This window comes from Aquimarina sp. MAR_2010_214 (assembly GCF_002846555.1).
In the GTDB taxonomy this organism is placed as follows: Bacteria; Bacteroidota; Bacteroidia; order Flavobacteriales; family Flavobacteriaceae; genus Aquimarina.
The window spans coordinates 3558004-3581466 of the sequence record NZ_PJMS01000001.1 but is presented as its reverse complement, the minus strand read 5'-3'; the positions used below and the strand labels follow the sequence as shown (position 1 = coordinate 3581466).

General features: G+C 32.6%; 19 protein-coding genes. 12 read left to right on the top strand and 7 right to left on the bottom strand.

Annotated elements, in window-relative coordinates; all coding sequences use genetic code 11:
* The first annotated feature begins 3 nt into the window (after window positions 1-3).
* Both ATE84_RS15340 and ATE84_RS15335 read left to right on the top strand, forming a co-directional pair.
* Entirely contained in the window at window positions 4-855 is an 852-nt protein-coding gene (locus tag ATE84_RS15340; protein WP_101448794.1) for an alpha/beta fold hydrolase, read from the top strand.
* Between the two features lie 28 nt (window positions 856-883).
* Entirely contained in the window at window positions 884-1522 is a 639-nt protein-coding gene (locus tag ATE84_RS15335; RefSeq protein WP_101451057.1) for an alpha/beta hydrolase, read from the top strand.
* A gap of 10 nt (window positions 1523-1532) precedes the next feature.
* Here the strand turns inward: ATE84_RS15335 and ATE84_RS15330 are convergent, their stop codons facing one another.
* From ATE84_RS15330 to ATE84_RS15310, 5 genes are all read right to left on the bottom strand, one after another.
* On the bottom strand, window positions 1533-1910 hold the full coding sequence (locus ATE84_RS15330; RefSeq protein WP_101448793.1) for a nuclear transport factor 2 family protein: 378 nt from the start codon (window positions 1908-1910) through the stop codon (window positions 1533-1535).
* A gap of 3 nt (window positions 1911-1913) precedes the next feature.
* Complete coding sequence (locus ATE84_RS15325; protein WP_101448792.1) at window positions 1914-2426, bottom strand: DinB family protein; 513 nt, start codon at window positions 2424-2426, stop codon at window positions 1914-1916.
* 166 nt (window positions 2427-2592) lie between these two features.
* Window positions 2593-5178, bottom strand: a complete 2586-nt coding sequence (locus tag ATE84_RS15320) for a phosphoenolpyruvate carboxylase (protein ID WP_101448791.1) — start codon at window positions 5176-5178, stop codon at window positions 2593-2595.
* 159 nt (window positions 5179-5337) lie between these two features.
* Window positions 5338-5817: an Lrp/AsnC family transcriptional regulator gene (locus tag ATE84_RS15315; protein ID WP_101448790.1), complete on the bottom strand. Its 480-nt coding sequence runs from the start codon at window positions 5815-5817 to the stop codon at window positions 5338-5340.
* 76 nt (window positions 5818-5893) lie between these two features.
* Window positions 5894-7051, bottom strand: coding sequence for a M14 family zinc carboxypeptidase (locus ATE84_RS15310; RefSeq protein ID WP_101448789.1), 1158 nt, complete (start codon window positions 7049-7051; stop codon window positions 5894-5896).
* Between the two features lie 383 nt (window positions 7052-7434).
* On the opposite strand from ATE84_RS15310, the gene ATE84_RS15305 reads away from it, so the two are divergent.
* The 8 genes from ATE84_RS15305 (at window position 7435) to ATE84_RS15270 (ending at window position 17912) form a co-directional block, all read left to right on the top strand.
* Entirely contained in the window at window positions 7435-7914 is a 480-nt protein-coding gene (locus tag ATE84_RS15305; protein ID WP_101448788.1) for a helix-turn-helix domain-containing protein, read from the top strand.
* Window positions 7915-7983: 69 nt separating this feature from the next.
* Window positions 7984-8358, top strand: a complete 375-nt coding sequence (locus ATE84_RS15300) for a DNA topoisomerase IV (RefSeq protein WP_101448787.1) — start codon at window positions 7984-7986, stop codon at window positions 8356-8358.
* Window positions 8358-9155, top strand: coding sequence for a TerC family protein (locus tag ATE84_RS15295; RefSeq protein WP_101448786.1), 798 nt, complete (start codon window positions 8358-8360; stop codon window positions 9153-9155). Before ATE84_RS15300 ends, ATE84_RS15295 begins: the two co-directional genes overlap by 1 nt.
* 693 nt (window positions 9156-9848) lie before the next feature.
* Window positions 9849-11516 (top strand): formate--tetrahydrofolate ligase, encoded by a 1668-nt coding sequence (locus ATE84_RS15290; protein ID WP_101448785.1) that lies wholly within the window; start codon window positions 9849-9851, stop codon window positions 11514-11516.
* A 107-nt stretch (window positions 11517-11623) separates the two neighbouring features.
* A complete protein-coding gene (fdhD, locus tag ATE84_RS15285) occupies window positions 11624-12460 on the top strand; it encodes a formate dehydrogenase accessory sulfurtransferase FdhD (RefSeq protein ID WP_101448784.1) in 837 nt (278 codons plus the stop codon).
* Between the two features lie 9 nt (window positions 12461-12469).
* The gene (locus ATE84_RS15280; protein WP_101448783.1) at window positions 12470-14122 is read left to right on the top strand and encodes an NADH-ubiquinone oxidoreductase-F iron-sulfur binding region domain-containing protein; all 1653 of its coding nucleotides are present in this window, start codon (window positions 12470-12472) and stop codon (window positions 14120-14122) included.
* A gap of 12 nt (window positions 14123-14134) precedes the next feature.
* The gene (gene fdhF, locus ATE84_RS15275) at window positions 14135-16861 is read left to right on the top strand and encodes a formate dehydrogenase subunit alpha (RefSeq protein WP_101448782.1); all 2727 of its coding nucleotides are present in this window, start codon (window positions 14135-14137) and stop codon (window positions 16859-16861) included.
* 157 nt (window positions 16862-17018) lie between these two features.
* Window positions 17019-17912: a GyrI-like domain-containing protein gene (locus ATE84_RS15270; protein ID WP_101448781.1), complete on the top strand. Its 894-nt coding sequence runs from the start codon at window positions 17019-17021 to the stop codon at window positions 17910-17912.
* Window positions 17913-17930: 18 nt separating this feature from the next.
* On the opposite strand, the gene ATE84_RS15265 is transcribed toward ATE84_RS15270, so the two are convergent.
* Entirely contained in the window at window positions 17931-18662 is a 732-nt protein-coding gene (locus tag ATE84_RS15265; protein WP_101448780.1) for a LytTR family DNA-binding domain-containing protein, read from the bottom strand.
* On the bottom strand, window positions 18659-19720 hold the full coding sequence (locus tag ATE84_RS15260) for a sensor histidine kinase (RefSeq protein ID WP_233195822.1): 1062 nt from the start codon (window positions 19718-19720) through the stop codon (window positions 18659-18661). Before ATE84_RS15260 ends, ATE84_RS15265 begins: the two co-directional genes overlap by 4 nt.
* Window positions 19721-20114: 394 nt before the next feature.
* On the opposite strand from ATE84_RS15260, the gene ATE84_RS15255 reads away from it, so the two are divergent.
* Both ATE84_RS15255 and ATE84_RS15250 read left to right on the top strand, forming a co-directional pair.
* On the top strand, window positions 20115-22469 hold the full coding sequence (locus tag ATE84_RS15255) for an outer membrane beta-barrel family protein (protein WP_101448779.1): 2355 nt from the start codon (window positions 20115-20117) through the stop codon (window positions 22467-22469).
* A gap of 175 nt (window positions 22470-22644) precedes the next feature.
* Window positions 22645-23223 (top strand): alkylphosphonate utilization protein, encoded by a 579-nt coding sequence (locus ATE84_RS15250; RefSeq protein ID WP_101448778.1) that lies wholly within the window; start codon window positions 22645-22647, stop codon window positions 23221-23223.
* The last annotated feature ends 240 nt before the right edge of the window (window positions 23224-23463 follow it).

The window sequence follows — 23463 nt, the reverse complement described above, 5'->3', positions numbered from 1 at the left end:
ACTATGGAATCATACACTATCCGTTCTTCTGACGGCTACCCCATTTCGGTACATGAGTTTGTTCCTAAATCTCCTAATCACAAAACAATCGTTTTTGCTCCTGCAGTAGCGGTTCCTCAAAAAATTTATTTTAATCTGGCAGAACACCTTGCTAACAAAGGATGTAATGTATTTACTTTTGATTATCGAGGAATAGGAGATTCTATTTCTCAAAGTATTCAATCTTTAAAAGAACATGGTTTTTTATTCTGGGCACAGGATTTTAAATCAGTTTCTAAACATGCTAAAGAAGAATTTCCTAAAAACGAACAGTACATGATCGGTCATAGTTATGGCGGTAATAGTGTTGGTTTTAGCGATGCATATCAATATTATGACAAATACTTGAATGTAGCTTCGCAATTTGGGTTTTATAAACATTTTACCATAAAAATGAGAATACTTATCTATCTTAATTTCAAGTTTTTTGTACCGCTTACCACTTCCTTTTTAGAATACTACCCTTCTGGTTGGTTTGGACTAGGAAAACCCCTAACCACAAGAGTGGTCAAAGATTGGGCTATTTTTTTATTACACCCGGATTCAATGTTATATTTTACCCAAAAAGACACTAGCACATATTATAAAGAAATCAAAGAGCCTATGCTTTTATTAAGTATTGATGATGACTCGTTTGCTCCAAAAAAATCAGTCGACATTTTGGGTGAGCGCGTATACAAAAATGCAAAAGTGACCAGGAAACATCTAAAACCAAGTGATTTTAACCTAAAAAATATTGGTCATTTTGATTTTTTTAGAACAAAAAATCGAGATATCTTGTGGCCAATTATTGATGATTGGTTTCATCTTAGTTAAACACAAAAGATCTATTATCATATATCATATGAGTGCTACCGAAAAAGAAATTTCTTACACTGCTACAAACACATATTCTACACTTAATACTTTACATCCTGGCACTAAAAATGTTTGGTTAGTTTTTCATGGAATTGGGTATTTAAGCAGATACTTTATACGATTGTTTGAAAGTCTTAATAAAGAAGATAATTATTTTATTGCACCGCAGGCTCCATCAAAATATTACAAAGGTGATGATTACAGAAGAGTTGGTTCTAGTTGGTTAACTAAAGAAAACACCCAGACAGAAACCAAAAATGTACTACGATATGTTGATGCAATATTATCATCTGAAGAAATTCCTGAGCATGCGAGGTTAATCGTTTTAGGGTATTCTCAAGGTGTAAGTATTGCCAGTAGATGGATCGCCAGTCGCAAAATTAATTGTGATGCTTTGGTCATGATCTCTGGTGGTTTTCCTAAAGAACTATCTAGAGAAGATTTTACTTTTCTTACTGATCAGACAAAAATCACTCATATTCTGGGAGAAAAAGATCCTTTTTTTGAAATAGAAAAAGTTGAAGCTGAGAAAGTACGAGTAAAGCAAATACTACCGCAAATTGAGTTTAGAACTCACCCAGGTGGACATGAGCTAGAACCAAAAACCTTGATCGATTTATTATAAATCTACTCTATTACTTTTTTAACTGTTCCATTGCTGATCTGCTATGAACAGTATCGTAAATAATAGTGAGCTTTTGAATCTTATTTTCAGAATTTAGTACTATAATATCTACCACCTTAAACACAACTCTTTTCCCATCTTTTAGTTCCCAATTAAAATCAAAAAGTAATGAAATTCTATTCGAATCTTTTTCTGAGAATAAACCATCAAATTTTAGTTTTGAAGTAGTAGTATCATCGGCCAACGCTTTATAAAATTTACTAGCTGGCATTGTTCCATACAATGGAGATTCAACAATCCCATCGTCTGCAAATAAACTAACAACTTTATTCACTTCATTTTTTTCTAAAAACAACAAGTAATTCCTAGCAACTTCTTCTTTTGTCATACCTTATAAATACCTTTCTTTTATAACCTCAAAATGGTGTTTTTGATGACCTTCTAATATATACCCTGCTGCTCTTGCACTCATAGGACTACCACTCGCTTCACCTATTCTGGTTAGCATTTCATCGGTAAAACTTTTGAATAAAGAAATAGAGTTACTTCTTGCTGATACAAAATCTGAAATCAATTCTTCTTTACTGTAGTTATTCGCATTTGAATACGGAACATAATCATCCTGTTCAAACCCCATAATTGATGTTTTATCATTCCTTGCAAAGCACAAAGCACGATATGCAAAAATACGTTCGGTATCAATTATATGCTGCAATACCTCTGCTACAGTCCATTTACCCTCTGCATAGGCATGAGTGAATTTTTCCTCAGGAATGGATTGCACAAAATCAACAAATTCTTTTTGACTGCTTTGTAGTCCCTTTACAATATCAGGTGACTCTGCTTTAGCAATATATATTCCATAATACGGATTAAATTCTCCTTCTTTTAACTGTGATACCATAGTGTATTAGATATAGATTAAATTCCAATTTATTTGTAATAGTATATAAACTCACATTACACTATAAAACTTTGTCATGAAGTATAATATGAGTTAATAAATGAAGCTGAAATTTAATCATTCCAGCTTCATAATATAATATCCTTAACAGTACTTTATTAAAAAATTATGCCGAATTACGACTTGCATTAATATTTCCAAACAAAGAACGAGTTACCATCTTCTCATAAATTGCAATATCTTCAGGGTTTGCATCTTTATCCCTACTTAGATCTTGAATTTTTTTCAATGCATATTGTTGTATGGTAAGCAGAGGTAATACGATATTTTCTCTAATATCGATAGATGCTTTTCCTGCAGGTTCGTTTTGCATTAACTCAGAATATCCGGTTAACTTAAATAACAATCTTTTTGTTAACAAGTATTCATCATGAATGATGTCCCAAAACACACCGTATTCCTCATCTTCTTTCATATAAGAAGTTAATTCAAAAAAGGATTTAGTAAGACTCATCATACTATTACCAATCAACGTTCTAAAAAACGGTGAATCTCTATAAAGTGACATTACTTTATCAAATTCTCCTTTTTCTTCAAATGTCTTTAAGGCTGTTCCAACTCCATAAAACCCAGGAACATTCTGTTTTAACTGACTCCAACTCCCTACAAAAGGTATTGCTCTTAAATCGCCAAAATCTAAGGTTGCACTTTTACTTCTTTTAGAAGGTCGGCTACCAATATTTGCTTTTCCGTAGTACTTTAATGTACTCATGTGCTCAAGATATGGAAGAAATTTAGGGTGGTTTTTAAAATCAACATATGTTTTATAACTTATATCTGCAAGTTCCTGCATCGTTTGCTTATTCTTTACAGAGAAAAGATTACCCTCATTACTAGTCAATTCATTTTCCACTCCGGCCCCTAGCAGTTGTTCTAAATTATATTGACAAGAATCCAGTGTACCAAAATTAGAACTGATTGTTTGTCCCTGAACGGTTAATTGTATTTCCTCGTCTTCAATTGTTGGACCAAGAGAAGCATAAAATTGGTTTGTATTTCCTCCTCCTCTTGCAGGTGGCCCTCCTCTACCATCAAAGAACACGACTTTTACATCATATTTTCTAGAAACTTCGGTTAGCATCTCTTTTGCTTTAAAGATTCCCCAATTCGCCATAAGATACCCTCCATCCTTGGTTCCATCAGAAAAACCTAGCATAATAGTTTGTTTCATTCCACGACGTTTCAGATGCTGCATATATTCTGGATTGTTATACAACGACTCCATTACCTGATGTGAAACCTGTAAATCTGGTACCGTTTCAAAGAGAGGAATTACATCTACCGTAGGAAACTCCCAATCACAAAGTCGTATCAATGCAAATGTTTCGACTATATTAAGTTCATTTCCATTATTACTAATGATGTAACGATTAGCAGCTCGCTCTCCATTATTTTGCTGTATTGTTTTGATAGCATAAATGGATTCTATTGTTGCTCTTGTTATATCATCATCAAAAATAGAAGGGTCTATTTTTCCTTTAAGAGTAGAAAGCACATTAATTTGTTCGTTTTCAGAAAGAGATTCATATTGTTCTGGAAAAACACCCAACCCTAGTTCGGTAGTCTTCTGCACAACTTCTGTAAGCACTTTATGATGAACTCTTGAATCTTGGCGAACATCTAATGTCCCGAAATGAAAACCAAAAATTTTCACTTTATTAATTAAATCTTGCAGGTCTTCTAGAAACAAGGATTGATGCTCTTCTATTAATTCTTCTCTAATCTCTAGCAATCCATTCATTAATGTTTCTATCGATAGCGGTTCTGCAGTTTTTGCATAATAAAAGTTATCATATAATGCATTTTCTAAAACCGCTATTTTATCCTGAAGATTACCAAAAGTAATTCTACGTTTTAATGCTCTAATATCTCGATAATAATTTATCAAAATTGTTTTGCGTAATCGTTTTGCTACTTTTAATGTAATCTCTGTGGTTACAAATGGGTTTCCATCCCTATCTCCTCCAGGCCAGAACCCTAAATTGATTAAATCGTTTTCAAGATCCTCTCCTTCAAATATATTTTGTTGCACATAATTATATATGGTTCCTGCCGAATGGTAGAATACATTTTCTAAATACCAAATCAAACTTACTGCTTCATCATAAGGTGTTGGTTTTTCTTTCTTAAAAAAAGCAGTTTTACCTAACTGGGCTAATAGTTTTTTTATTTTAGGTGAATCGTTATCACGAATTGCTGCATCCAAATCATGAATAATCCCAAGTACTGTTCCCGGGTAAAACTGTGTAGGATGGGCTGTTAAGGTTGGACGAATTTTAAACCTCCTCAGATAATCTTTTAATTCTTCTAATTTACCTTTTGCCTGAGCTTCTTCTTTAATACTTCTTAAAGTTCCGCGACCATCCATATTATTCACAACAGGAAAAGCCGCATCTTCTATTGCATCAAATAACACAACTTGACGCTCAATATACTGGATAAACCTAAATAGTAAATCATGTTTTTCTTTTGGTTTGGGGTTGTCTTGATACAATGAAAAAAAGTCTTCTACAATTTCTGTAGGGTTTTTGTGTTGATCATAACCTTTTTCACATACTTCTTTAAAAAGAGGTAATAAAACCCCTGTGTTACTTATCGTATCAAAAGGTAATGTTATAAATATACTATTGTATATCTGATACTTAGCAAGAACGTTTTCATTAAAACGTTCAATTTTTGGTTTTCTAGCCATTGGTGTGGTGGTACTTGTTTATGGTTAATATGCTTTTCTACTAAATACAGCAGAGAGATTTTTTAAACATCTCATGCTTAGTTATAAAAAGTCTTTTTAATTAATAAGCCCTTTAAGAAAATCTTAAAGGGCTTATCTATATTTGTTTAGTATATCCCTTTATAAATCCTGGAAAATAGAATGCATTAATCGTTTCTTATCATTAATACTCTCTTCTAATGAAATCATAGTCTCGGTACGATATACACCATCGATATCATCAAGTTTAAAAATAATCTCCTTTGCATGGTTAGTATCTCTAGCTCTAAGTTTACAGAAAATATTAAATTTTCCTGTCGTAATATGAGCAACTGTTACAAATGGTATTTCATTAATTCTTTGTAATACAAATTTGGTCTGTGAAGTATTTTGAAGATAAATACCAACATACGCTATAAATGAATATCCTAATTTCTTATAGTCTAATGTTAAAGAAGATCCTTCAATAATACCGGCTTCTTCCATTTTTTTAACTCGCACATGTACAGTACCCGCAGAAATCAGCAATTTTTTTGCTATATCTGTAAAAGGCGTACGGGTATTCTCGATTAACATGTCTAGAATTTGATGATCAACTTCGTCTAATTTAAACTTTGCCATAGTATTTTAATATAATTTTCCCGATTAGTTTACATTGCAAATTTAGCAGAAAAATACAGTTTTCATACATTTTATTTTAACTTTTTACCGATTCTATTAAGAATAATTCAGAATTTAGGTAAAACTTTAACAGCTCAGCCTCTGGAACTATCTCTACTGTAACGTTTTCGTTGTGTATTGTTCTTTTTTTACCAATAATCTCTCTATGACCGTAAAATTTTTGAAGATTATCAATTTTAACAATTTTTGGTATGAATTTCACATTATTTTTGATCAATTCTTCACTGTATTGAACGGCTATATCTACGTTTTCACCTCCTAACACCACATCTCTTATAATGACATCATAAAAACATTTTCCATTTTCTGGTATTAAAAAATATTCTTTATACATATCTCCTGTGATTTTGGTAGTAGCTATATATTCTATAGAAGTTATAAGGGAATAAAATATATATTCTCTGGTTATTTCACGATCATAATCATTTGGGTAATGTCCAGCTTCAAATAGTATGATAGGCACTCCCATATTAGCTAAAGTATCCCCCACACAGTTTAAATTAAAACCATCATCATACCTTCCTACTTGATTTGGAATATACTTCTGGAGTACAGCATTCATTTTTGCAATGATTTCCATAGCTATTTTACGACTTGGAGTTATTGACCGTTCTAAATCACTTGCCGGTGACAAAAAAGACACCGTAGCTGGGTATTTTGTTTCTCCTGCGCTAAAAATAGTACGTTGTCCATGAAGATTAAACGCAAAATCTGGTTGGATACGCTGAACCAGTTTACTAAACACGACACTTTCCTTTTGTGTTTTCTGCTGTGCATCTCTATTAAGATCTATCTGATTATAATTAAGTCTCGTATATGCTTTTGCCCCATCTGGACTTAAAATAGGTACTATATATATTGTACACTCTTCTAAAATAGTTTTTGCCGAATCATTTGAGGTGTCTGTAACGAAGTTTAAGAAATCAAATACAGCTTTTGTCGTTGTACTTTCATTACCATGCATCTGGGACCAAAACAAAAGTTTTTTAGATCCATTACCTAATTTAATAAGATGTATAGGAGCATCATTTTCAGAAAGTCCTATCTGTTCAATTTCAGTTTTTAAAGAGAAAAGATCCAATAAAGGGGAAATATGATCTGAAGTAATATAACGTCCAAATAAGGAAAGTTCTTTATAAGTGTTGTACCAGTTATGCAGTATACGAGTATCCATTAATTCGTTTTATAAAGCTACGAAATTACTACAGTTTACCGAAGATTCATAACAAATTAGATTAATATTTACAGTTGTAAACCAAGGCACTGTTTACAACTGTAACAACACCTTATTTACATTTGTAAACACTTAAAATAGATTCGTTTGTTTACATAGTTAAACAGTGATTCTTACTATGTTTCCAAATGTATTCTAGTTATTAACAAAAAAAATAAAGCGTTTTAGCATAACAAAATAAAAACTTATTAATCAAGGTATTATAGGTATTTATCTAAATTAAAGATTTAAAACTCCGTATTGTCGGTTTACAATTGTAAACCACTGTTTTCAACAAATTTGTTTACCTTTGTAACCAATATTTACTCTTAAACTAGTTTACAATGGTAAACAATAAAGATTTTGGCAAAAGAATCCAAAAAATAATGGATTACCATGCTGTATCTGCTTCATCTTTTGCAGATTACATGGGTGTAGGTCGCTCTTCTATTTCTCATATTCTTAGCGGACGAAACAAACCTAGTCTTGATTTTGTAATGAAGATTGTTGATGCATATACTGATGTAGATTTACAATGGTTATTATATGGGAAAGGAACATTTCCTAAATCTGAGAATGTTTCTGTGGAGAAAAAAAATCCTTTACCAAATACTTCAACTATTAATCAACCTACATCTGCTCCAACTACAATTTCTAAACAAGATTTATTTTCACAATCATCCCCAGAAGAAAAAACAGCAACACCAAATACTCCTACACTAGAAAAAATTTCTCGAGGAATTTCTACTGAAAATAACATAGACAGAATTGTCATTTTTTATACTGATGGCACCTTCAATTCATATCAGATGAAAAAAACTTAACAACTTTTCTCTTCCTTTCTATCAACTTTCTGGAAATAGAATTATTTTCGTTTTTTATTTATAACTATTATGAAGCGATTTGCTTTAGTATTTTTCTGTACTTTATGTATCAGCGGTTGTTACCAACAAGAACGTAACTGTACAAATTTTCACACAGGAACTTTTGAATTCGAAACTTTTCTGGATGGTGAGTTGGTTAAAACCACTTTTATTCGCAATGACACCATAGAAATTGATTATTTCAGGGGTAAGACCGACACAGCCAGTATTCGATGGATTAATAATTGTGAATATATTGTACAGAAATTATCTCCCAAAAATATGGCTGAAAAAAAAGCCATACATATGAAAATCTTAACTACCGATAAAGATATCTACACCTTTGAGTATGGGTTAGTAGATGCAACCAATAAACAACGTGGAACCGCAAAAAAAATAAAATAATGTTCGAAATCTTTACATCTGCAGATGCCTGGGTCGCCCTATTAACACTTACATTTTTGGAAATTGTTCTTGGTATTGATAATATCATTTTTATCTCCCTAGCATCTAGTAAACTACCTGATCAGCAGCAAAAAAAAGCAACCAATATTGGACTGCTATTAGCTATGGTCATGCGTGTTGTTTTATTGTTTGGTATATCATTATTAGTCGCTATGGAAGCTCCTTTCTGGCATATCAACCTTCCCTGGATAGAAGCAGGTATTAGCGGTCAAGCTTTAATCCTATTTGGCGGCGGGATGTTTTTATTATATAAAAGTGTTCACGAAATCCATGAAAAAGTCGATGAAAAGGGTGAAGAAGAAAAAGAAATCCAAGCTAAAAGCTCTTCTTCTCTTTCTAATGCCATTGTACAGATTACACTAATTAATGTTGTCTTTTCTTTTGATTCTATCCTTACCGCAGTAGGGATGACAAATGGATTAAGTGATAATCCCAATGATGCTTTATTATTAATGATTATTGCTGTGGTAGTATCTGTTCTAATTATGATGCTATTTGCAACTCCTGTAGGACGTTTTGTAAACAAACATCCATCAATTCAGATACTTGGACTTTCTTTTCTAATCCTTATTGGGTTTATGCTTATTGCTGAAGCTGCACATTTAGCTCATCTTCAGATTTTTGAAAGCGAAGTTGGTACTATACCAAAAGGATACCTCTATTTTACAATTGCATTCTCATTATTGGTTGAGTTTCTAAACTTCAAACTACGTAAAAAACAAAAAGTAGCTAAATAAAATGCTTAAGATATAGATTGTGATATTTATTATTATGAAGATGTGTTAAACAAGCTTTAACAAAATTTTCTTATTCCCAATAGAATTAAAAAAAATAAAATCACAATAGAATATATATTTTGAAATGAAACAGGATTTAATTCAGAATAGAAGATAAATAATCACTTGATTTATACTTACAAACTAAAAATTTTGAAGTGATTTCACTCTTAAAGCTTATATTGAATACTCTTAAATTATTAGGTTAAACAAATAACCATAACTAATTAAAAATAAAATAATTATAATTATTTACTGCATTCATTATTGTAAATTTAATAGTAGTGAAGCATAAGAAAAAAATATTTCCTATGTTTTTATTTTATGCATATAAAAAATCAAAAAAAATAGACTTTGGTTTTATGTTATACTGTATCCATATATAATTATAGTTTGGGATATTTTCATGTTTTTACGATTGCAGGCTTCTTCTAGATCAAAAGGATGAATGTAAAATAAAGAAGGATATTCATTATAAAAATAATCTCATTTCATAAGCAACCTATATTTAAAAAATAATCTCGGATTAGATTCTAATCACCTCCTTAATTATAATGAAGACAAATTATTAATATTTGAAAATGTTTTTCACAAGTATAATATTAGAATCAAAATAATTTGGTTAATATTATACTCCTAAAAAATAATTTTCACATGAATGATTTAGAAATAGCAAAACAGATAGAGCTCAAGCACATAAGTACTATTGCCGAAAAACTAGGATTAAATTCTGACAATATCGAAATGTATGGTAAGTATAAAGCCAAATTGCCACATTCGGTTATTGATAAAAATAAGGTAAACAAAAGTAACTTAATTCTTGTTACTGCTATTTCTCCAACGCCTGCAGGTGAAGGAAAAACTACAATGTCTATTGGTCTTTCTGAAGGTTTAAACCAATTAGGAAAACAAACTACAGTAGTTTTAAGAGAACCTTCTTTAGGTCCGGTTTTCGGCATTAAAGGTGGAGCAACAGGAGGTGGTTACTCACAAGTACTTCCTATGGAGGATATTAACCTACACTTTACTGGTGATTTTTCAGCGATTGAAAAAGCACATAATTTACTCTCTGCTGTTATTGACAATAATATACAAAGCAAAACAAATTCATTGAGTATAGATGCCAGAACAGTTACCTGGAAAAGGGTAATGGACATGAATGACAGAGCACTTAGAAATATTGTTGTGGGACTAGGAGGAACAACTTCTGGAGTACCAAGAGAAACAGGCTTTGATATTACGGCAGCATCAGAAATAATGGCAATCTTGTGTCTGGCGGATGATTTAGAAAATCTAAAAAAACGATTAGGTAATATTTTTATTGGATATACCTTTGATAAAAAACCAATCTATGCCAAAGACTTAAAAGTTGAAGGCGCTATGGCTGCCCTTCTTAAAGATGCGGTTAAGCCAAACCTGGTACAAACAATCGAAGGTAACCCGGCAATTATTCATGGCGGACCTTTTGCAAATATCGCCCAAGGTACCAACTCTGTAATTGCAACACGTATGGGAATGTCGCTTTCTGATTATACCGTAACAGAAGCAGGTTTTGGTGCGGATTTGGGTGCAGAGAAATTTTTGGATATAAAATGCCAAAGCGCAGGGATTTCACCAAAAGCAATTGTAATCACTACTACAATACGAGCATTAAAATATCACGGAGGAGCAGATTTAAAATCGTTGACAGATCCTAATGTAGAAGCGCTAAAAAACGGAATACCTAATCTTGAAAAGCATTTAGAAAATGTAAAGCAGTTTGGGATTACTCCTGTTATTGCTATCAACAGATTTGTATCTGATAGTGATGAAGAGATTGCTGCTATTCAAGAGTTTGCGAAAAAAAATAACGTAAGAGTTGCTTTAGCTGAAGTTTGGGCTAAAGGAGGAAAAGGTGCTTTAGATCTTGCAAAGCATGTGGTAGAAATTGTAGAATCTGGTGAATCAAACTTTTCTCCCTTATACAATTGGGAAACAGATGTAACCGATAAGATCGAAACTATTGCTACCAAAATATATGGTGCAAATCGAGTTGATTATACTGCAAAAGCAAAGAAAAACCTAAAAACAATTGCAGAATTAGGATTAGAAAATCTTCCGGTTTGTATTGCCAAGACTCAAAAATCATTATCTGATAATCCCAAATTAATAGGTCGCCCAAAAGATTTTACAATAACTATTAGAGAAATAGAAATAGCTGCAGGTGCAGGGTTTTTAGTTCCAATTACAGGAAACATGATGAGAATGCCCGGTCTTCCTGCCCATCCAGCATCAGAAAACATCAATATTGATAATGATGGTAATATTACAGGATTATTTTAGAAGCTGATATCAATAAATACGCTTTTTACGTTATAGTTAATGTTTAATGTAATACAATTATTTCTATTAACTTTGTGTAAATAGCTCTTTATTAATTAATAGTTCTTATGGCAATTAGAAATTATGAAGGCAAGAAATATGAAGTAGATTCAGTGAATAAAACATTAGATTCACTTACTATTGAAGAAGCATTGCAAATAAATATCAACAATAAACCCTTTACGGTGTCTATGAGGACTCCGGGAGAAGATATTAGCCTAATTCGAGGAATGCTTCACTCTGAAGATATCATTAAAAATGTAAATTTCCAGCCCGATATTGTTTTAAAAAAAGAGAATGACGATGGTATTGTAACCATAGTGAATCTTACTATTCCTGAAGAAGAACTAGGTGATGGATATTCTAATAGCAGAAGTTTATTATCTGTCTCTTCTTGTGGTATTTGTGGCCGAACAGAACTTGGAGATCTATCATTTCTAGGAAAAACTATTGATGATACCGAAATAATTGATGTCAATATTATTCATCAATTATTTACAAAAATGAGTGCTTTGCAGGATAATTTTAACCAATCAGGTGGTGCACATGCTGCTGCTGCATTTACTAATACCGGAGAACTACTATGTTCTATGGAAGATATTGGCCGTCATAATGCGGTAGATAAAGTTATTGGTAAACTAATTTTATTAAACAAACTAGATCAAGCAAAAATAATTACTGTGAGTGGACGTGTTTCTTATGAAATCGTTATTAAATGTTTTAAAGCAAAAATTCCGTTTTTAGCGGCAGTTTCTGCACCATCGTCTTTAGCAGTTGATTACTCTAAAGAACTAGGGATTACATTATTAGCATTTTGCCGTAATCAGAGAGCAACCTGTTACTCTAATCCCTATCGAACTAAAACAACTAAACAATTTCGAGATATCGATACAAAAGCAGGTTAAAAAGAATATATGTCAGATAATTTAAGTGAATTATTAGGTAGAAAAAAAGTAGATCAGAGTCTCTTCAATAAAATGGGAGAGCTGGCAAAACCTACAGGCACACCAAGTGATGAAGAATTAGTAAAATTGGCTGATGAGTTCTTAATTGGAAAAGCCAATACTTATGGTACAGCTAGTTTCTATGATTTTTTAAAACCCGAAAACAAAGGTAAAAAAGTATATGTTTGTAATGGGACCGCATGTGTTTGTGCTGGTACCCAAGATACTCTAGGCAATTCACTTAAAAATCATTTTAAGGAAGATGAAATTGGGCATATGACATGCCTTGGGAGGTGTCATGAAAATAACGCATTTCATTATGATGGAAAAAATTATTCTGGTGATGCACTTCATAATCTTGATCAAATTATTAATTCAAAAAATGAGTTAAATCAAGATAATTACAATATAAAAGCTAGTGGAAAAGCAATACTTACCCAATCATTCACTACTATTTCTGATTTTTATAAGCCGTTTATAGGTGCTCTTAAAAAAGATTCCGCAGAAATATTAGAAGAAATCAAAACTTCAAATGTTCGAGGTCGTGGTGGTGCAGGTTTCCCGATGGGATTAAAATTAGAGTTTTGCAGAAATGTAGAAAACACAACAAAATTTATTATTTGTAATGCCGATGAAGGAGATCCCGGTGCTTTTTCTGATCGATATTTATTAGAACATCAACCCCATTCGGTATTATTCGGAATGCTTATTTCTGGATATGTTACACATGCAAGTTACGGGATTGTGTATATACGTGCAGAATATCCTGAAGCTGCAAAAATCGTACAGGATGCTATCGATGATCTTCGAAATGAAGGATTGATCGGGGATAATATTCATGATAGTGGATTTAACTTTGATTTCAAAATCATACAAGCACAAGGATCATACATTTGTGGAGAAGAAACGGCGCTTATCAACTCTATAGAAGGACAACGACCAGAAGTTCGTGTTCGTCCGCCCTATCCAGCTCAAAAAGGCTTATTTAATAAGCCAACTGTAGTTAATAATGTAGAAACACTAGCCGCTTTACATTACATTATAAGTAATGGAGGAAATGCCTGGAAACAAATTGGAACTGAACGTTCTTCTGGAACAAAACTAGTTTCCTTAGATAGCTTTTTTAATCGACCTGGCCTCTATGAAGTAGAAATGGGAACCTCTCTTTCTGTAGTTATTAACGACTTGGGTGGTGGATTTAAATCCGATATTAAAGCGCTTCAGATTGGCGGTCCTCTTGGAGGAGTAGTCCCCATCTCAAAAATTAATGATTTGACAATAGATTTTGAATCTTTTTCAAAAGAAGGTTTCTTACTGGGACATGCATCAATTATTTGTATTCCTTCTAGTTTTCCAATGATGAAATTTATAGAACATCTTTTTGATTTTGCTTCTTATGAAAGTTGCGGAAAATGTTTTCCTTGTAGACTAGGAACAAAACGAGGGCATGAGCTTTCTAACAAAGCATTACAATCAGATTATAAAATAGATCAAAAATTGTTCTCAGATCTTTTAACTACTCTCGAACAAGGGTCATTATGCGCGCACGGAGGTGGTATTCCACTACCTATCCGAAATACGTTACACTATTTTGAAGATGAATTGAAAACGTACTTCAACTAAACATTTATTATCATGAAAACAGCTTATATAGATAATCAGGCTTTCGAAATAGTTGAAGGAGAAACTATGCTCTCTTTTATAAGAAGGTATAAAGAAAAAAATCTTGTTCCAACCTTATGTGATGCACCAAATTTAGATCCTTTTGGTTCTTGCCGTGTGTGTAGCGTAGAAGTGGCCTTAGAAGAAAACGGAGCTGTTAAGACTTTGGCCTCTTGCCATACACCAGTTTCAGAAGGACAATACATATACACAAATTCTGAATCGGTTAAAGAATTACGAAAAAATATCGTAGAGTTGGTACTAACAGACCATCCTCTTGATTGTTTAACCTGTGAGGTAAATGGAAATTGTGAGCTACAAACAGTTGCCGCCCAGGTAGGAATTAGAGAAGTACGTTATCCAGAAGGAGATAATCACCTTTATAAAACAAAAGATTTAAGTCATCCCTATATGACTTCAGATTTATCCAAATGCATTAACTGTTATCGATGTGTACGTGCCTGTGATGAAGTACAAGGGCAATTTGTATTGAGTATGTCTGGTCGAGGCTTTGATTCTTCTATTATCAAAGGATTAGATCAATCTTTTATGGATTCTGATTGTGTAAGTTGCGGTGCTTGCTCTCAAGCATGCCCAACTTCTGCTATTTCAGATGTTTTTCAGTCAAAAGCTATTAAAGCCACCGATACAACGAGAACTATTTGTACCTATTGCGGTGTAGGATGTAATCTTGAAGTTGCTACCAGTAATGGAGAAATATTAAGTATTCAAGCTCCCTATGATGCCGAGGTAAACCAGGGGCATACCTGTTTAAAAGGTCGTTATGCATTTAAGTTTTACGATCACCCTGAGCGTTTAAATTCTCCTATGATCAAAAGAAATGGGGCATTTGAAAAGGTTAGCTGGGATGAAGTATATGAATATATCGCTTCAAAATTAAGCTCTTATAAAAATGAATTTGGCTCGGATTCTATGGCAGGGATTTCGTCTTCACGATGTACCAATGAAGAGAATTATTTAATGCAAAAATTCTTTAGAGCTGTAATTCAGACTAACAATATAGATGGTTGTGCACGAGTATGCCACTCGCCTACTGCTTTAGGAATGCAGCGTACGTATGGTACCGGAGCAGCTACTAATTCTATTGATGATTTAAAAGACACAAACTGTATTATGGTTATTGGGGCTAACCCAACCGATGCGCACCCCGTAACAGGAGCCAAATTAAAGCAGTTTGCCATGAAGAGTGACAATGTTTCTATTGTTATTGACCCAAGACGTACCGAATTGGCTAAATATGCAACACATCACTTAGCATTACGACCAGGAACTAATGTGGCTGTTCTTAATATGATGATGTTTTACATTATAACCGAAGAACTGGCAGATGCTTCTTTTATCGAAAGCAGAACAGAAGGATTTGAAGAATATAAAAAAGAGATTCTTTCCATAAATATAGACAAACTAGAAGCTGTTTCTGGTGTGGATCGCAATCAGGTACGTGAAGCGGCCATTGCCTATGCTTCTGCTCCAAATGCTATGTCTTTTCATGGATTAGGAGTAACAGAGCATTCTCAAGGTACATTTACAGTAATGCAAATTGCCGATTTGGCTTTGCTTACAGGTAATATTGGAAGACGCGGTGTTGGTGTAAATCCGCTACGTGGGCAAAATAATGTACAAGGTTCTGCCGATATGGGTGTACAACCACATCAGGGAGCAGGATATTTGGATATTACTAGCCATAAGGTAAATAAACAGTATAATGAATTTTACGGTGTAAATGTACCTATGAACATAGGATACAAAATACCAGAAATGTTTGATGCTGCCCTGGCTGGAGACCTAAAAGCTATTTGGATTATAGGAGAAGATGTAGTACAAACAGATCCTAACACACAAAAAGTTATTAAAGCGCTTCAGGCAACCGATCTGGTAATTGTTCAAGAATTATTCATGACTGAGACTGCAAAATATGCAGATGTTATTTTACCAGGCGCATCGTTCCTGGAGAAAAACGGAACGTTTACCAATGGAGAGAGACGTGTGCAAGCGGTTCATAAAGTTGTTGAACCTATTGAAGGATCTAAACCAGACGGACAAATTATTGTAGATATTATGAATAAAATGGGATATGCTCAAGCAGACTATACTCCCGATGGAATGTTGGAAGAAATATCTCAAATTGTTCCTTTCTTTGCAGGGATTTCATGGGATAGATTAGGTGTAAATGGACTGCAATGGCCTGTTGCAAAAGATGGTACAGATACACAAATTCTTCATAAAACAGATTTTAAACGAGGAAAAGGGTTATTTGAATTTAATTCTTGGGAGGAAACCAAAGAATTAACTTCACATGCCAAAGATTATCCATATATCTTAACAACAAACAGGGAGCTAGAGCATTATAATTGTGGAGCTATGACTCGTAGAACGGCTAATGAACAAATACTATCTGATGATTATCTAATGATTCATCCAGAAGATGCACAAGAAAACTTAGTAAATGAAGGTGATTATGTGTGTCTAGAATCTCCTAGAGGGAAAGTAGATGTAAAAGCCAGAATTACGGATGAAGTTAAAAAAGGAGTATTGAGTACTACTTTTCATTTCCCAGAAATTATGATTAATAATTTAACCGGAGATATTCATGATTCTGAAGCGATGTGTCCAGAATATAAAGTTGTCGCTGTTCGGATAAGAAAAAGTAAAGGAAAATTTAAACCGCAGTTAAGTTAATCGATACACCTATAATCATTCACGTATTTTTGAGATAGGTTTTTTGACTTTACCAGAGAATAAGTGTATTATTTAGTTTTTCTAAATTATTTCCGCAATACCGGTCAAAAAATAGTAAAGTTTTAGATGTACTATTGTAGTGTTCAAAAAGCAAATTATGCCTGAAAGCGCTAAAGACTCATACCAATATAGAATTTCTAATGCAATTACTTTTATAGAAGAAAACCTAAAAAACGTACTTACACTAGATCGTATTGCACAAGAAGCGTGTTACTCTAAATATCATTTTATTCGTCTTTTTGCAGCTGTTACGGGAGAAACAGTGGTAAACTATGTAAGAAAACGAAGAGTATCTGAGTCTGCTCATGAGTTAATCCTTACCCAAGAACCTATTGTAGCTATTGCAGAACGTTATCAATTTGATTCTCAGCAAGCATATACTCGTGCTTTTCAATCTGTTTTTAAAACAAGCCCTGGGAAATATCGAAAAAAAAGGCATCGATTCGTAGCTTTTGAACGATATACTTTATCACCAGCTGATATCAATAAACTACAAAGTGATTTTGTTTCTATGGAGCCAAAAATTATTACGATTATAGATAGAAAATTAATAGGAATGCGAATAAAAACTTCGCTATCTAATGACACAACATCTCAAATGTGGCAACAATTTATGCCCAGAAGATTTGAGATCAAAAATAATAAAAACACGGGATATTATTCTGTACAAACATATGATGAAGATATCACTTTCGATACTTTTACAGAAGATGTAATATTCGAAAAATGGGCTGCCGTCGAAGTCACAGATTTTAATCAGGTTCCAGAAGGTATGGTTTCTTATCTACTACCAGGTGGTAAATACGCTATATTCATTCATAAAGGACCTGTTGATACTTTCAAAAAAACAATGGATTATATACACGGAAAATGGCTTCCTAATTCGGGTTATGAATTAGATCAAAGAAATCATTTTGCAATTATGGGAGACAAATACCATGGCCCACATCATCCAAAATCTGAAGAAGAAATCTGGGTTCCTATTCAATGAATTGTATAATCATCGACATTATATTTTTTCTAAAAATGGAAATACCTTATCTCTGTAACTAACACCTATAGGAATCTCTACAGTATCAATATCAATATCGTTTATTGTAAAAGCCGTTACTTTTTTTAGATTAATAATATAAGATCGATGTGTCCTTAAAAATTCTTTATCTATTAATTCAAGTTCTATATCCCCGATTTTATACTTAGCCACAATACATTTCTTATTGGTATGTATTTTTATATAATCTTTTAAACTTTCAATATATAGAATGGTATTTAAATGTATTTTGTGATGTTTGTTTCCTGATTTGATAAGAATATAGGGATCTTCTCCTGTTAATGCATTAATAGGTGCTTCTGTATCTCTCTGAATTCCATTTTTTATTCTGAAATAACGCTCTACCGCTTTAAAAAACCTATCAAAAGTCACAGGTTTCAAAATGTAATCTACTATATCCAAGTCATACCCTTCTAGAGCATAATCTCTATAAGCAGTTGTTAGGATAGTACTAGGAGGATGTTTTATTGTTTTTAAAAGATCTATCCCTGTAACCGAAGGCATTTTTACATCCAAAAACAATAAATCAATAGCTTCATTATTCAAAATCTCAAAAGCTTTTAGTGCATTATTACATGAAGCAACCACTTCTAAAGACTCTATTTGAGAAATGTGCTTTTCTATAAGTCGTACAGCCAAAGGCTCATCATCAACAATTAAACATCTTGTCTTTGTAGTAAATGTATTCATACTGTAAGTTCTAGAGTTACTGTAAATAAGCTTTCTTTTTCGTCGATATTAAGGATATAACCATTGGGGTAAATTAAATCCAATTGTTGCTTGATGTTATTAAGTCCGATAGATTCTTTAACTCCCTCTTGTGTAGAGTTAGCAATAGAATTAGCTACTACAAAGGTAAAAATAGTGTCTTGATAACTAATAGAAATATCAATTTTTGGGGATCCGCTATCCTCTCCTGCTCCATGCTTAAATGCATTTTCAACTAATGGAAGTAAAATAAGTGGAGCTATTTCAATATCCTTCTCCAATGATGTATTAAATGTCACCTGCAAACGATCGTCATATCTTAGTTTTTCAAGGGCGATATAATTTTCTAGAAAAGAAATTTCGTTTGTAACAGAAACAAATTTAGTATTACATCTATATAGCACATAATCCAATATCTCTGATAGTTTACTTATTGATTCTGGAGTTTTTGGAGAATTATCCAAAGACAACATATAAATATTATTAAGTGTATTAAATAGAAAATGAGGATGTAATTGAGTCTTAAGCATTTTTAATTCTGCTCCTACTTTCTCTTTTTCTAATAACAAATTTTGCTGTTTCACCTTAGAAATATCTACTATAAACTGAACTGCCAGAAAAATTAGTGCTGCTATATAAATACTAGGAAAATAGTGTGCCATCAAAAATTTTACATCCAGAAAAATTTGAGCGACCGTTTCTTGAGTAAACGGAGGTATTCGTACCAATGGTTCTGCTACATGAACTATTAGAACTCTACTTAACGCACTAAATATGTAAGCACTAAGAAGCATTAAGATCGTAAAACGCACATATTTTTTGGTGTAAATAAATTTGGGAACCAAAATGTATGTCAAAGAATAAGATGCCAATATTTGGGGAATCATAATGCAAATCTTATACACCAAAGAAGCGACCATTGTATGATTTTCTTCAAAATCATCTCTAACCATAAAAAACAATAACACGACCAACCAAAATATAATATGGAAAGATAATCTTGACTGTCTAAAATCTTCTTTTAATTTTTTAAAATTCATAATCTAAATATGCTGTTATATACGACTTATTCTCTAAAAAATATTATTCAATAATTTTACTCCAAATTACTGCTTTTTTGAAGAGATCTTTTACTATAGGCCAACTACTTTTTATATAGGAACTCGGCGGCAGATGCTCCCATTTTTCGATGATTATGGCCAATATTGGGTATTATTTTTAATTCCCAATTCAAAAATAAAGCCTGTATTGCCTTTAAATGAATGAAGTAGACGAATTCATAAAAAAACTGCCTGAATCAGTTAAAATAAACGACGAATATCTCTTACTCATCATCTTTTATCATCCGACGATTTTTTGCTGGTATTGGTCGATAACTCAAAACCCATACTCATAAAACAATCATTTTTGACCAAAATTAAAAAACTAGTCAGGATGAAAAAAATAGCGTTTATATTCTTGTTAAGCTGTATTATGTCTTTACAAGCACAAATGTCAAAACAACTAACTCTTAGCGGTAAGGTAATAGAAAAAGTATATAAACAACCTTTAGAGTTTGCTACAATAGCAATCATAAACTCTGTAAATCAAAAAACCATTACGGGTGGAATCACCAATGCAGAAGGAAATTTTGTTATAGAAGTTCCCCCTGGAAAATATAATATTAAAATAGAATACATCTCTTTTAAAGCATACATAATAAATAACATCACTATCGATGACGATATGGTTCTTGATACTATAATACTTGAGGAAGATAATGAGCAATTAGCAGAAGTAACATTAGTATCAGAAAAAACTACTGTAGAGTATAAATTAGATAAAAAAGTATTTAATGTAGGAAAAGATCTTATTCATAAAGGAGGAACAATAAGTGATGTACTAGACAATGTTCCTTCGGTAAGTGTAGATGCTGCAGGGGCTGTTAGTCTTAGAGGAAATCCAAGTGTTAGAATACTAATTAATGGCAAACCATCTGTACTTACTGCAAACAATGGGCTTGAGCAGATTCCGGCAGAAAACATCGAAAAAGTAGAGGTAATTACTAATCCTTCAGCCAGATATGAATCTGAAGGAGCTGCAGGTATTATAAACATTATTCTCAAAAAAAATAAACGTTCTGGTTTTGGTGGTTCTTTTCAACTTACTTCAGGAATTCCTGCAAATCACAATGCAAATATTAACTTAAATTATAAAACAGAAAAAATTAATGTATTCGCTAATCTGGGATATAGATATGCTAATTTTTTTGGAGAAGAAAAACAAACACAAACAACTCAAACAAACACAATAACTAATAGTGTAAACCTTAATGCAGACACCAAAAGAAATGATGATCACTACAATATTTACTTTGGAGGAGATTATTACATTAATGACAAAAATACACTTACCACAAGCTTTTATCATAACAAATTAAAGAATACTGATGAAACTGATTTCACTTATACTTATCTAAATACCAATAAAGAAACAGATAGTATCATATCACGAAAAGAGGATTATAAAGAACCACAAAACTTTAATCAGTTAGAAATCAACTATGTAAAAACATTTGATAAAAAGGGACAAAAATTAACAGCTAATGTTCAGTATGATTTTTGGAATGATGATGAAAATGAAATGATCACTCAACAACGTATTTTACCTACCGAAGGAGGTCTAACAAGAATCAGAACTCGGGATGTAGAAAGTAGTAAAGATCTCCTTATACTATCTGACTTTATATCTCCTTTGACCGAAAAATCAAGATTAGAAACAGGTGTTCGAGGAGAAATCAGGAGAATTACAAGTGACTATACTGCATGGGTAGACGATCAAATATTAGAAGGTTTTGATAACCGCCTGGATTATGACGAGCGTATTTATGGAACATATATGCAATATGGTAACAATAGAAAAAAGTTTAATTATCTTCTTGGGGTTAGGCTAGAACATTCTGATATCGGTATTAGTGATCGCGAAGCACTTTTTAGTAATAAGAAAAAATACACAGACATATTTCCTACCACTCATTTCACCTATAATTTTACAGAAAGAACCAATCTTCAATTAAGTTATAGCAGAAGAATTAATCGACCGCGATTTTGGCAACTAAATCCTTTTGGAGGGCTTTCGGATCCTAGAGATCTCTTTGCAGGAAATCCTGATTTAAACCCTGCATATGCAAATGTTCTTGAACTTGCATTATTAAAAAGATGGACAAAAATAACGCTCAATCCATCAATTTACTATCAATATCATACTGATTTCTTCCAATTTATTACCTCTCCTACTGCTGAAGGAGGTTTTATAACAACACCAGTAAATTTATCTCATGAGGAACGTCTAGGATTTGAGCTGGCAACAACATATAATCCGTTTAAATGGTGGCGCTTATCTGGTGAGTTTAATTATTATACTTTTACACAAGAAGGAACTTATGAAAATATCAATTATGATACAGAAGATACAAAATGGTCTACAAGAGTAAATTCTAGAATGAAGTTTTCAAAAGGGTTTTCTATACAAACAAATTTTACTTATCAAGGAAAAAGTAATAGTGGGCAAAGACTTATCAAATCACAATATTGGGCAAACTTTGGGATTAGTAAAGACTTATTTAAAGACAAAGTCTCTCTAACACTTAATGCGAATAACATTTTTGATTCGAGAATTAATAAATCCACAGTTACAGGACAAAATTACAGTTTGGTTTCTTCTACTACCAGAAGTGGCAGAAGAGTTAGTGCAACTCTTACATATCGTTTTAATCGTAAAAAATCTGATCGTGACCGTTTACCAGACTAATCAATATATTGGTAGCAAAATTTCAGTTAATAAAAACCTATTAGGCTTTCTAATTCTAATGAATTTTGTTATTATTTGCTATCATCAATAAATAGTTTATCAGGTATTTCATAATTACAAATTTTAATGCACTTTTGCAGTACTAAATAATCTATATATTAAACATATTATTATAATGAGTCTAGAAAGAGAATTACATAAGCGTAGCGGATCTGTATGCGAATTATCAGGAGAAACTGAAAATTTAAAAGTCTATGAAGTTCCTAAGTCTCCAGGAACAGATCTGGATTCTCACATTCTTATCTCTCAAGTATGTTTAGAACAAATAGAAGACCCTGAAAAAGTAGATGTAAATCACTGGCGTTGTCTTAATGATAGTATGTGGAGTGAAGTTCCTGCTGTACAAGTTATGGCATGGAGAATGTTACATAGATTAAAATCTGCAGGTTGGTCGCAAGATTTATTAGATATGCTTTATCTCGATGAAGATATGGCAGCATGGGCAAATGCTACTGGAGATGGTGATGATAAAGAAAATACCATTAAACATTTAGATGCTAATGGTGCACTATTGCAAGCTGGAGACTCTGTTGTTTTAATTAAAGATCTGGATGTAAAAGGAGCAAATTTTACCGCTAAAAGAGGTACTCATGTTAGAAACATCTCATTGGTTCATGATAATGCAGAACAAATTGAAGGTCGTGCAAATGGGCAACATATTGTTATCCTAACAAAGTTTGTAAAGAAAGCCTAAAAAACCGTAATTAACCAATGTGAGTTTTGGGTAACTTTATTTTATATTTTTACCAGAGGTAATTAAAAAATATAAGTAGTACAATATGACATGTGTTTATAGCAGTTAAGTGATTAATCGAATAAGTGATTTACCCTTGGTAAATCATAATACTTCCTAGGAAAAAACAGTATTCATTCCACAAAAAAATCAAAAATCAAGGTAACATTTCGCTCTTCTACGACACAAATATAAAATGAT

What these genes read in the sequence shown, in the direction of transcription:
- ATE84_RS15295 (WP_101448786.1), top strand. Translation starts at nt 8,358, where the DNA reads ATGTTCGAAATCTTTACATCTGCAGATGCCTGGGTCGCCCTATTAACA.
- fdhD (WP_101448784.1), top strand. Translation starts at nt 11,624, where the DNA reads ATGGCAATTAGAAATTATGAAGGCAAGAAATATGAAGTAGATTCAGTG.
- ATE84_RS15270 (WP_101448781.1), top strand. Translation starts at nt 17,019, where the DNA reads ATGCCTGAAAGCGCTAAAGACTCATACCAATATAGAATTTCTAATGCA.
- ATE84_RS15340 (WP_101448794.1), top strand. Translation starts at nt 4, where the DNA reads ATGGAATCATACACTATCCGTTCTTCTGACGGCTACCCCATTTCGGTA.
- ATE84_RS15260 (WP_233195822.1), bottom strand. Translation starts at nt 19,720, where the DNA reads ATGAATTTTAAAAAATTAAAAGAAGATTTTAGACAGTCAAGATTATCT.
- ATE84_RS15250 (WP_101448778.1), top strand. Translation starts at nt 22,645, where the DNA reads ATGAGTCTAGAAAGAGAATTACATAAGCGTAGCGGATCTGTATGCGAA.
- ATE84_RS15265 (WP_101448780.1), bottom strand. Translation starts at nt 18,662, where the DNA reads ATGAATACATTTACTACAAAGACAAGATGTTTAATTGTTGATGATGAG.
- ATE84_RS15290 (WP_101448785.1), top strand. Translation starts at nt 9,849, where the DNA reads ATGAATGATTTAGAAATAGCAAAACAGATAGAGCTCAAGCACATAAGT.
- ATE84_RS15310 (WP_101448789.1), bottom strand. Translation starts at nt 7,051, where the DNA reads ATGGATACTCGTATACTGCATAACTGGTACAACACTTATAAAGAACTT.
- ATE84_RS15325 (WP_101448792.1), bottom strand. Translation starts at nt 2,426, where the DNA reads ATGGTATCACAGTTAAAAGAAGGAGAATTTAATCCGTATTATGGAATA.
- ATE84_RS15280 (WP_101448783.1), top strand. Translation starts at nt 12,470, where the DNA reads ATGTCAGATAATTTAAGTGAATTATTAGGTAGAAAAAAAGTAGATCAG.
- ATE84_RS15255 (WP_101448779.1), top strand. Translation starts at nt 20,115, where the DNA reads ATGAAAAAAATAGCGTTTATATTCTTGTTAAGCTGTATTATGTCTTTA.
- ATE84_RS15305 (WP_101448788.1), top strand. Translation starts at nt 7,435, where the DNA reads ATGGTAAACAATAAAGATTTTGGCAAAAGAATCCAAAAAATAATGGAT.
- ATE84_RS15335 (WP_101451057.1), top strand. Translation starts at nt 884, where the DNA reads ATGAGTGCTACCGAAAAAGAAATTTCTTACACTGCTACAAACACATAT.
- fdhF (WP_101448782.1), top strand. Translation starts at nt 14,135, where the DNA reads ATGAAAACAGCTTATATAGATAATCAGGCTTTCGAAATAGTTGAAGGA.
- ATE84_RS15315 (WP_101448790.1), bottom strand. Translation starts at nt 5,817, where the DNA reads ATGGCAAAGTTTAAATTAGACGAAGTTGATCATCAAATTCTAGACATG.
- ATE84_RS15330 (WP_101448793.1), bottom strand. Translation starts at nt 1,910, where the DNA reads ATGACAAAAGAAGAAGTTGCTAGGAATTACTTGTTGTTTTTAGAAAAA.
- ATE84_RS15300 (WP_101448787.1), top strand. Translation starts at nt 7,984, where the DNA reads ATGAAGCGATTTGCTTTAGTATTTTTCTGTACTTTATGTATCAGCGGT.
- ATE84_RS15320 (WP_101448791.1), bottom strand. Translation starts at nt 5,178, where the DNA reads ATGGCTAGAAAACCAAAAATTGAACGTTTTAATGAAAACGTTCTTGCT.